Below are 8,539 nucleotides of genomic sequence, written 5' to 3'. Positions count from 1 at the left end.
CCACCCCGCCCCCGTCACCTCCCGACATGGGGTTGGAGGGTCTGCAAGTACCACCAAGCAAGATCAAATACGTAAATAACCGCTGCCAACCCCTCGCGGCTCGGTAGCGGAAAAGCGCCTAGTGGATCTTGCTTGGGCGTACTTGCAGACGCCCCAACCTCTGCCCGCACTCTGCTCTCGTTCTCGCGTGGCCCTCGACATACCGCTCGGTATGTATACGATGCTTCAATGACGACAGCACACGTCACGTGCCCACTCTGCGAAGCGACCTGCGGGGTGTCCGTCACCCTCGAAGCCGACCGAGTCACCGGTGTGCGCGGAGACGCCGAGGACGTCTTCTCCCACGGTTTCATCTGCCCGAAGGGCGCCTCCCTCGGCGCGCTGCATCACGATCCGGACCGCCTGCACGCGCCGCTGGTGAAACGCGGTGGCGAGTTCGTCGAGGTGTCCTGGGACGAGGCATTCGCCGAGATCGACAAACGGCTGAGCCCACTGCTGGCCGAGCACGGCCGCGACAGTGTGGCCGTGTACGCGGGCAATCCCGGCGTGCACAACCTGGCGAGCGCCCTTTACGGCCGCGTGCTCTACAAGGGACTCGGAACCAAGAACTTCTACACCGCGGGTTCGGTGGACCAGATCCCGAAGCACTACTCGTCCGGCTACCTGTTCGGTGATCCCTTCTCGATTCCGGTTCCCGACCTCGACCGCACCCAGCATCTGCTCGTGCTCGGGGCGAATCCGCTGGTGTCCAACGGAAGCCTGATGACCGCCCCCGACGTGCGCGGGAGACTGCGCGGAATTCGGGACAGGGGCGGCAAAATCATCGTCGTCGACCCGCGGCGCACCCGAACGGCGGAACTGGCCGACGAACACCATGCGATCCGGCCGGGCACCGACGCGCTGCTGCTGTTCGCGATGGTGCAAGTGCTGTTCGCCGAGAATCGCGTGTCGCTCGGCAGCCTGGCCGGACACGTCAACGGGCTGGACGAGCTGCGTGAACTCGCTGCCGGGTTCACCCCGGAAGCGGTGGCCGGGCCGACCGGACTGGAAGCGCCCGAGATCCGTCGCCTCGCCCTCGAACTGGCCGAGGCCGACCGCGCCGCGGTCTACGGCCGAATCGGCACGACGACTCAGGCATTCGGCACGGTCACCAGCTGGCTTGTCGACGTCCTCAATGTACTCACTGGAAACCTGGACCGTGCCGGCGGCGCGATGTTCCCGCTCGCCGCCGCGGGACAGGCCAATTCGGGTGGACGGCGCAGGCCGTTCGCGGCGGGCCGATGGCGAACACGCGTACGCGGTCTGCCCGAGGTGTTCGGCGAGGTTCCGATCGCCACTCTCGCCGACGAGATCACCACGCCGGGGCCGGGCCACGTGCGGGCGCTGCTCACCGTCAGCGGCAACCCGTGCCTGAGTGCACCGAACGCGGGAAGGCTCACCGAAGCGTTGGGGGACTTGGACTTCATGGTCTCCCTGGACGTCTACCTGAACGAGACCACCCGCCACGCCGACGTCATCCTGCCCGGGCCGAGTCCGTTGCAACGCCCGCACTACGACATCGCGCTCTATCAGCTCGCGGTCCGTAATGTGGCCAACTGGAGTCCCGCCGTGCTGCCGTCGGACATGCCGCAGGAGTGGGAGACGATGCTGCGCCTGACCGGCATCGTCACCGGCCAGGGCCCGGATGCCGATGTGGCGGGGCTGGACGATTTCGTGGCGGCGGATGTCGCGCGGCGCGGTGGCCTGGATCCGGCCCTCGCCGGTGGGCGAACCGGCCCGGAACGGCTGCTCGATCTGATGCTGCGGGCCGGACCGTACGAGCTGACCCTCGCCGACCTCGAAGCGGCGCCGCACGGTGTCGATCTCGGCCCGCTGTGTCCACGGGTGCCGGACGTGCTCGGCACCGCCAGCGGTCACATCGAGCTGGCCCCACCGGAGCTGACGTCGGACGTGCCCCGGTTGCGCGCCGAACTCACATCGGTGCCAGACGAGCGGCTGGTGCTCATCGGCAGGCGACATCTGAGTTCGAACAACTCGTGGATGCACAACGTCGAGGCGCTGGTGCGTGGCAGTAACCGTTGCACCGCTCAGGTGCATCCGGCCGACGCGGCACGGCTCGGCCTGACCGACGGCGAGTTGGCCGTGGTCACCGGTAAACACGGGAAGGTCGAGCTGCCGGTGGAACTGACCGACACGATCCGGCCCGGCGTGATCAGCATTCCCCACGGGTGGGGTCACGACGTGGACGGGACGCGCACGGCCGTGGCTCGGGCGCACGCCGGGGTCAACACGAATGTGGTGGCCGACGACGAACTCCTCGACGCCCTCACCGGCACTGCCGTACTCAACGGCATCCCCGTAGACGTCGCCCCAGCCTGACGCACTTTCCCGGGAAAGCGCGGTACCCCGCGTGTGCAACTACGGCGCTTTCCCGGGAAAGTGCGAGGGGTCGGCGCGCTGACCTTGGCCTGCCTCGCGCTTTCCCGGGAAAGTGCGAGGCCTACCAGGCCAGGGTGGGGTCGGCGTGCTGGCGGATCCAGCTGTGCATCACGATGCCGGCGGCGACACCGGCGTTGATCGAGCGGGTGGAGCCGAACTGCGCGATCGACACCACCAGTGACGCGGCCTCCTTCGCCTCGGCCGAAAGACCCGGCCCCTCCTGACCGAAAAGCAACACGCAGTCGCGCGGCAAATCGGCGGACTCCAGCGGGACCGCACCGGGGGTGTTGTCCACCGCCACCACGGTGAGCCCCTGCTCGGCCGCGAAGGTGGCGAGTGCGCCGACGTCACCGTGGTGGTGCACGTGCTGATAGCGATCGGTGACCATGGCGCCACGACGGTTCCAGCGACGCCGCCCGACAATGTGCACCGCGGCCGCGGCGAAGGCGTTGGCCGTTCGCACGACCGTGCCGATGTTGTGATCGTGCTGGAAGTTCTCGATCGCGACATGGAACGAATGCCTGCGGCTGTCCAGATCGGCGACGATCGCCTCGCGCCGCCAGTAGCGGTAGACGTCCACGACGTTGCGTCGGTCGCCGTGTTCCAGAAGTTCCGGGTCGTACCGCTGTGCCTCCGGCCCGGTGGGCCACTCGCCAGGCCAGGGGCCAACCCCGACCTCGCGCGCGGCCCACTCGGTTGGGCCTTTCTCCTCGTTCACAGGTCGACAGTAGGCAATACCCTCAGCCCAGCCGGACCCGGTGCTCCGGGACGTCCTCCAGCTTGCTGTCGCGCCAGCGCAGGTACGCCCCGGCGTAGGAGACCGCGAACACCACCAGCGCGATCGCACCGGCCAGCGGCAGCAGTGACCTGGGGATCAGCTCCCCGTAGATGTAGTACTCGTTGAACCCGTTGGGCAGTGGCCCGCGCCCCTGCAGGCCACGGAAGTAGTCCTCCAGCGCCGTCAACGGGCACGCCAGAGGGAAGGCGACGACCAGAAACCCCCACGCGGCGAAGAACACATGCACGAGGATGCTGCGAGGCCAGCGCCACGCGAGGAAGCCGCCGAAGCCGATGTACATCAGTGCCACGAAATGCACCACCGCCGTGGCGCCCGCCAGAAATCCCGCCATGAAACCCCTCGTTCCCCAAAACCCCCGTTTCACTCACCACGATACTCCTGAGATCAACGGATATGTCGGGAGACAAGGCAACTATGCAGGTCAGGGCTCAGGCTGCGGCTAACCCGCGCGGGCGGGAGTGCGATTGGTGAGCCGGAACTCGACCTCCGAAGGCAAGGATTCGAGGTCCAACGCCTGCCGCAGCCTCGGTACGGCGTCCTGCTCGATCCGCTGCCGGAGCTCACCGAGGTCGGCTCCCCGCTGCGTTCCGACCACCAGATACAGCACGGCGTCGCGCCGCTCACCGGACAGTGACGCCGTCGCCCAGGCCACCCCTGCAACCGCCTCGATCTCCTCGATCAACGGCTCGGTCGCGACGTCGGCGTCGAGGCGGGTCGTGCCCTGCTCAGGCCGTTGGTGTAGCTCCCAGGTGCGGGTCTTCGGCCTGCGCACGGCCTGCGCCACCAACCAGCGCAGCGCCAGCAGCCCGAGCAGCACGGCCCCGGCGGCGACCACGTAGTAGACCCACGTCGGCGGCGCTTCGGTGCCGGGCACCAGTGGATCGGCGGGATCGAGTATGTGGATCACGCCGAAGTGGACGGCCAGCGCGAAGCCGCCCGCGGCCAGCAACAGCAGACCGATCAGGGCGAGCAGGTAACGGTTGAGCCTGGCCGGGCGGTTGGGACTGCTCATCGGTCACTCCTGCGGCTGGAGACACGGACACGCAACTTCGGCCGCCGTGCCGGTGCGATGTCGTCGAGTCGCTGTTCGATCGCACCGCGCACCGCTTCGGCTAGTCCGTCGCTGGTCGTGCGGTTCGTGGTGACGCGGACGCTGGCGCGTCCTCTGCGCAGCCGGAGCTTGGCGCCGGAGACGCCGTCCACGGCGGCCGCGGTCGACCGCAGGTCCGCACGGAGACCGCGCCGGGTGGTACCGGAGTCAACTGCCGATCCATCGCCGTCGGCCAGCGGCAGCACCACGGGCCTTCCGGGCAGCAGCGCGAACAGCACCAGCACGAGACCCAGTGCCGCGACCGTCCCCCCGGCGATCGCGACCGGGATCTCGTTCCAGGCCAACTCGTGCAACGAGTTCGCGGCCTTGTCGTAACTGAGCAGCGGCTGTTCCCCGAGCAACAGCTGGATCGCCGAGGTCGCCACGAGGGCACAGACACCCAACAGGATCAGCGACACCGCGATGGCGGGGACGGACCGGCGTGGTCGGCGGATCATCGCACCCTCCTGGTGTCGGCCACTGCCCCGTGCAGGGCGGTCACAAGTATGTCCACTTTGGATATACGCAGGCCGGTCAGCTCCTCGGTGCGCCGAATCAGGTGCGAACGCGCGCGTTCGGTGGTGGCGGCGACCGAGGCGGGATACGCCACCGAAAGCCGCACCTCAAGCGTGGCGGTGTCCCCGTCGAGCCGGGCGGTCACCCGCGCCGTCCGATCTGGTTCGTCCGCGCCCACGGCCACCCCGAGCACTCGGGGTGCCGAACCGCCGATTCCGTCCACTTCGGAGACCGCGCGGGCGGCGATCCGTTCCACCGCCCGCTCCTCGAGTGTGGTGCGGCCGCGATCGGTGTCCTGACTTTCCTCCACCGACGGCGAAGACGGCTGCGGCCTGATTTCGGTCTCCAGCGTGGTCATCGCCTGCCCCGGTCCTTCGCGGAGCCGACCAGCGCGGACAGATCTAGCTCACCGTCGAGCCAGCGACCCACGAGCAGGCCGATGGCACCGAGCACGACCACGGCGACGAACGCGCCGAACCCGCCGAACGCGGCGGCGAAGCCGAGCGCGATTCCGACGATGAGTCCCAGCAGTGTGGCGTTCATGGCTCCTCCAAGAGGGGCATCGAGGCCGCCGCGCGAGTGCGCGCGGCGGCCTGCCTTCGACAGGACCGGCGTCACGCGATCACTGGACGCGGTCGGAAGTCTCTTCCGACTCGTCGTCGTCGTCGCCCGGGATGTGCACGTCGTTCACGTTGATGTTCACCTCAACGACCTCGAGCCCCGTCATCTGCTCGATAGCGTTGATGACGTTCTTGCGGATCGAACGAGCCAGGTCGGCGATGCTCACGCCGTACTCGACCAGGATCTGCAGGTCCACTGCGGCCTGCTTCTCGCCGACCTCCACCGACACGCCCTGGCCCGCGCTCGCGCTGGCTCCGGGGATGCGCTCGCGCAGCGCGCCGAAGGCCCGCGCGGCACCGCCACCGAGGGAGTAGACCCCGCTCACCTCACGCGCCGCCAGTCCGGCGATCTTCTGCACGACCGTGTCGGCGATGTGCGTGGCACCCTGCTTGGTCACCAGCGCACCGTTGTCCGTGCCTGCTTCGCTCCTCGTGACGGTCTTCTCCGCGGTGCTGTTCGTCATGGAGATCTCCCTTGTTCGCGGTCCAGGTCGTGGAGGGCTATTGCCCACTTACCGGATAGACACCACGAGGAAGCGGAAGTCACGACCCGATCGTGTGATCGTCGCCGCACAATCGGACACTCCTCAGACCGCGTCGCGATCCAGGTCGGTGACCACGAGCCGAAGCGACGCACCAGCCCAAGGGGTGCCGATGAGCGCGGGACGGAGGGCATCGGCCGCCGAGCGCAGTAGCGGCGGCAACGGCAGCCGGGTGGCCACGAGCCGAATCCGGACGACGTCTTCGTCCAGGTCGATCGCGATACCGTCCCAGTCCCAGGGGATACGCGCGGCGGTGGACTCGGCGGTCGGGGTGGCCGGACGGAGACCGGGCACCCCTTCGAGGGCGGCGAGCAGTTTCTCCGTGATCTCGCCTCGCGTGGTCACCGCACCTCCGGCTCAATGTCCAGAATGGACACTGAAACCTCGTCGACGGTGAGGCCGACGTCCTCGGCCACGGCCCGCGCGACACTACGCTGCACCGCCTGTCCCACGGCGGCCGCTTGGTCCGCTCCGGAAATCACGATGTCCAACCGCAGGGAGAGTTCATCACCGGACGACTGGACCGTGACCCCTTCCGCGGGGGCGGGGGTGATGCCCTTCCACCGGCCACGGGCGGCCCTGCCCCACGCGGCGACGAGCCCGGTCAGTCCCGGTTCCAGTCGCACCACCCCCGGTGTACCGGCCGCCGCCCGTGCGGCCACCCCCGCTATGACCACGTCGTCGATGACGAATTCGGTCATCGCTTCCAGACTCATCCCCGCTCCCCGCCATCCGCCCCGTAGATGTCGTCAACGACCAGGTCGAGCGCGACGAGTTGGAGGCCCACCCGTGCCGCGGCGGCCGCCGAAACCCGTGCGCGCACCTCGGTCAACGCCTCAATTGTGGTCTGGTTGCGGTAGTCCACCGCAAGGGTGAGTTGAACCTCGACCTGGCTCTCGCCTACCTGCCCGACACCGACGGTGGCAATCCGGCAACGACGGGCCCGCACCCCTGGCACCGAGTCGGCGGCGAAGCGCAGCACCACCGCGACGGCCTGCTCGCTGACCTCGACCACGCCCGGTTCGCTGGAGGGCAACCGCACCATGTGCCCGCGCCGGACCTCGGCACGAACGGCCGACATGATCTTGCCGAACAGGTCCGGCGGAGGCTGTTCGGTCTCCTCGATCAGCTCGGCGGTCGCCTCGCGCAGTGCGCGCAGGCTCTCCCGCGCGGTACGGCAATGCGGGCAGGTCCGTTCGTGCTCGTCGACCCCGTCATCGACGTCCGGGTTGTCGAGGTACTCCCACACCTGCTCCAGCTCGCGTTCGCACGGCAGTTCGTACCCGTTGCCCGCGGAGTTCGTCGAGTTCATCGCCATGGCTTCATCACCTCTGCCAGTTGGGCCCGTGCCCGCGCGATGCGGCCGCGTACCGCGGTCGTACTCGTTCCGACGATCTCGCCGATCTCCTCGTAGGAGCGGCCATGCACCTCGCGCAACAGCCAGCAGGCACGCTGCTCTCCGGTCAGCTGCTGCAGCGCGCTGTTCAGCGCGGCCAGTTGCTCACTGACCTGGGCGGCCTGCTCCGGTCGGTCGTCCTGGCGGGGCGACTCGACCTCGGCGTCCAGCTCCACCTGCGGTCTGCGTCCGCGCAGCACGTTCAGGCACCGGTTCGTCGCCGTCCGGTAGAGCCAGCCGACGAAAGCCGCGTCCTCCTGCAACTGACCCAGCCTGCGCCAGGCGACCAGGAACACCTCCTGGGCGACGTCCTCGGCGTCCCCCCGGTTGGCCAGCATCCGCAGGGCGAGCCGGTATATCGGCCCCTGGTATCGCAGTACGAGCTGCTCGTAGGCACGGACGTCGCCCTCGCGCGCCCTGCTCACCAGGGTCACGTCATCGAGCGCGAGGCCCGACCCCTCGGCTGTCGTCGAGGTTGTCATGACACCTCCCGTGTCCTAGGACGCACGGGAGCGGAAAATGTCACGCACGACTTTCGGCGCGCATGCCAGGCGGGTCAGCTCAGGCCGAGGTCATCCAGGTCGAGGAGGTAGCGGTAGGTGAGGCCTTCCTTCTCGATGGCCTCACGCGCGCCGGTGTCGCGATCCACCACGGTGGCGACGCCGACGACAGTCGCCCCGGCCTCTCGCAACGCCTCGACGGCCGTGAGCACACTGCCGCCGGTGGTGGAGGTGTCCTCGACGGCGAGGACGCGCTGGCCGGCGACCTCCATGCCCTCGATCCGGCGCTGCATGCCGTGTTCCTTGACCGACTTGCGCACCACGAACGCGTCGAGCACCATCCCGTCGGCCGCGGCCGAGTGCAGCATGGCGGTGGCGACCGGGTCGGCACCGAGGGTCAGCCCGCCGACAGCGACGTAGTCCCAGTCGGCGGTGAGCTGGCGCAACAGCTCGCCGATCAACGGTGCGGCGGCGTGGTGCAGGGTGGCCCTGCGGAGGTCGATGTAGTAGTTCGCCTCCTTGCCGGAGGCCAACGTCACTTTCCCGTGCTCTACGGAGAGTTCGTTCACCAACCTGGCGAGTTCGAGCTTGGCGGCCTGATCCAATCCGGAGTTCACGCCCCGGAGTTTGTCATACC

13 protein-coding genes are annotated in these 8,539 nt (G+C 68.6%); 1 reads left to right on the top strand and 12 read right to left on the bottom strand.

The genetic code is table 11. The annotated features are described in order from the left end of the window. Nucleotides 1–228 precede the first annotated feature (228 nt). A complete protein-coding gene (locus D0C15_RS25235) occupies nucleotides 229–2,379 on the top strand; it encodes a molybdopterin-dependent oxidoreductase (protein ID WP_116050174.1) in 2,151 nt (716 codons plus the stop codon). Between the two features lie 121 nt (nucleotides 2,380–2,500). Here the strand turns inward: D0C15_RS25235 and D0C15_RS25230 are convergent, their stop codons facing one another. The 12 genes from D0C15_RS25230 to pyrE all read right to left on the bottom strand — a co-directional run bounded on the left by D0C15_RS25230 (nucleotide 2,501) and on the right by pyrE (nucleotide 8,519). Next, nucleotides 2,501–3,157 (bottom strand): TrmH family RNA methyltransferase, encoded by a 657-nt coding sequence (locus D0C15_RS25230; RefSeq protein ID WP_116050171.1) that lies wholly within the window; start codon nucleotides 3,155–3,157, stop codon nucleotides 2,501–2,503. 22 nt (nucleotides 3,158–3,179) lie between these two features. Beyond that, a complete protein-coding gene (locus tag D0C15_RS25225) occupies nucleotides 3,180–3,569 on the bottom strand; it encodes a DUF2784 domain-containing protein (RefSeq protein ID WP_116050169.1) in 390 nt (129 codons plus the stop codon). 108 nt (nucleotides 3,570–3,677) lie between these two features. Then, nucleotides 3,678–4,250: an alkaline shock response membrane anchor protein AmaP gene (locus tag D0C15_RS25220; protein WP_116050166.1), complete on the bottom strand. Its 573-nt coding sequence runs from the start codon at nucleotides 4,248–4,250 to the stop codon at nucleotides 3,678–3,680. Next, nucleotides 4,247–4,786 carry a DUF6286 domain-containing protein gene (locus D0C15_RS25215; protein WP_116050163.1) on the bottom strand — a complete coding sequence of 180 codons (540 nt, stop codon included), beginning with the start codon at nucleotides 4,784–4,786 and terminating at the stop codon, nucleotides 4,247–4,249. Before D0C15_RS25215 ends, D0C15_RS25220 begins: the two co-directional genes overlap by 4 nt. Beyond that, nucleotides 4,783–5,202, bottom strand: coding sequence for an Asp23/Gls24 family envelope stress response protein (locus D0C15_RS25210; RefSeq protein ID WP_116050161.1), 420 nt, complete (start codon nucleotides 5,200–5,202; stop codon nucleotides 4,783–4,785). Before D0C15_RS25210 ends, D0C15_RS25215 begins: the two co-directional genes overlap by 4 nt. Continuing rightward, a complete protein-coding gene (locus tag D0C15_RS25205) occupies nucleotides 5,199–5,387 on the bottom strand; it encodes a hypothetical protein (RefSeq protein WP_116050158.1) in 189 nt (62 codons plus the stop codon). Before D0C15_RS25205 ends, D0C15_RS25210 begins: the two co-directional genes overlap by 4 nt. Before the next feature lie 79 nt (nucleotides 5,388–5,466). Further along, the gene (locus D0C15_RS25200) at nucleotides 5,467–5,928 is read right to left on the bottom strand and encodes an Asp23/Gls24 family envelope stress response protein (RefSeq protein ID WP_116050156.1); all 462 of its coding nucleotides are present in this window, start codon (nucleotides 5,926–5,928) and stop codon (nucleotides 5,467–5,469) included. 123 nt (nucleotides 5,929–6,051) lie between these two features. After that, nucleotides 6,052–6,351, bottom strand: a complete 300-nt coding sequence (locus tag D0C15_RS25195) for a hypothetical protein (RefSeq protein WP_116050153.1) — start codon at nucleotides 6,349–6,351, stop codon at nucleotides 6,052–6,054. Then, entirely contained in the window at nucleotides 6,348–6,722 is a 375-nt protein-coding gene (locus tag D0C15_RS25190) for an Asp23/Gls24 family envelope stress response protein (RefSeq protein ID WP_116050150.1), read from the bottom strand. The genes D0C15_RS25195 and D0C15_RS25190 overlap by 4 nt, the downstream gene beginning before the upstream one ends. Continuing rightward, entirely contained in the window at nucleotides 6,719–7,324 is a 606-nt protein-coding gene (locus tag D0C15_RS25185) for an anti-sigma factor family protein (protein WP_116050147.1), read from the bottom strand. The genes D0C15_RS25190 and D0C15_RS25185 overlap by 4 nt, the downstream gene beginning before the upstream one ends. After that, on the bottom strand, nucleotides 7,315–7,884 hold the full coding sequence (locus D0C15_RS25180) for an RNA polymerase sigma factor (protein ID WP_116050144.1): 570 nt from the start codon (nucleotides 7,882–7,884) through the stop codon (nucleotides 7,315–7,317). The genes D0C15_RS25185 and D0C15_RS25180 overlap by 10 nt, the downstream gene beginning before the upstream one ends. 74 nt (nucleotides 7,885–7,958) lie before the next feature. Then, nucleotides 7,959–8,519 (bottom strand): orotate phosphoribosyltransferase, encoded by a 561-nt coding sequence (gene pyrE / locus D0C15_RS25175; protein WP_116050141.1) that lies wholly within the window; start codon nucleotides 8,517–8,519, stop codon nucleotides 7,959–7,961. Between the last annotated feature and the right edge of the window lie 20 nt (nucleotides 8,520–8,539).

This window comes from Amycolatopsis palatopharyngis, assembly GCF_003385185.1.
Classification (GTDB): domain Bacteria; phylum Actinomycetota; class Actinomycetes; order Mycobacteriales; family Pseudonocardiaceae; genus Amycolatopsis; species Amycolatopsis palatopharyngis.
This window is presented reverse-complemented; position numbering and strand designations above follow the sequence as displayed.

What these genes read in the sequence shown, in the direction of transcription:
- D0C15_RS25235 (WP_116050174.1), top strand. Translation starts at nt 229, where the DNA reads ATGACGACAGCACACGTCACGTGCCCACTCTGCGAAGCGACCTGCGGG.
- D0C15_RS25225 (WP_116050169.1), bottom strand. Translation starts at nt 3,569, where the DNA reads ATGGCGGGATTTCTGGCGGGCGCCACGGCGGTGGTGCATTTCGTGGCA.
- D0C15_RS25220 (WP_116050166.1), bottom strand. Translation starts at nt 4,250, where the DNA reads ATGAGCAGTCCCAACCGCCCGGCCAGGCTCAACCGTTACCTGCTCGCC.
- D0C15_RS25215 (WP_116050163.1), bottom strand. Translation starts at nt 4,786, where the DNA reads ATGATCCGCCGACCACGCCGGTCCGTCCCCGCCATCGCGGTGTCGCTG.
- D0C15_RS25210 (WP_116050161.1), bottom strand. Translation starts at nt 5,202, where the DNA reads ATGACCACGCTGGAGACCGAAATCAGGCCGCAGCCGTCTTCGCCGTCG.
- D0C15_RS25205 (WP_116050158.1), bottom strand. Translation starts at nt 5,387, where the DNA reads ATGAACGCCACACTGCTGGGACTCATCGTCGGAATCGCGCTCGGCTTC.
- D0C15_RS25200 (WP_116050156.1), bottom strand. Translation starts at nt 5,928, where the DNA reads ATGACGAACAGCACCGCGGAGAAGACCGTCACGAGGAGCGAAGCAGGC.
- D0C15_RS25190 (WP_116050150.1), bottom strand. Translation starts at nt 6,722, where the DNA reads ATGAGTCTGGAAGCGATGACCGAATTCGTCATCGACGACGTGGTCATA.
- D0C15_RS25185 (WP_116050147.1), bottom strand. Translation starts at nt 7,324, where the DNA reads ATGGCGATGAACTCGACGAACTCCGCGGGCAACGGGTACGAACTGCCG.
- D0C15_RS25180 (WP_116050144.1), bottom strand. Translation starts at nt 7,884, where the DNA reads ATGACAACCTCGACGACAGCCGAGGGGTCGGGCCTCGCGCTCGATGAC.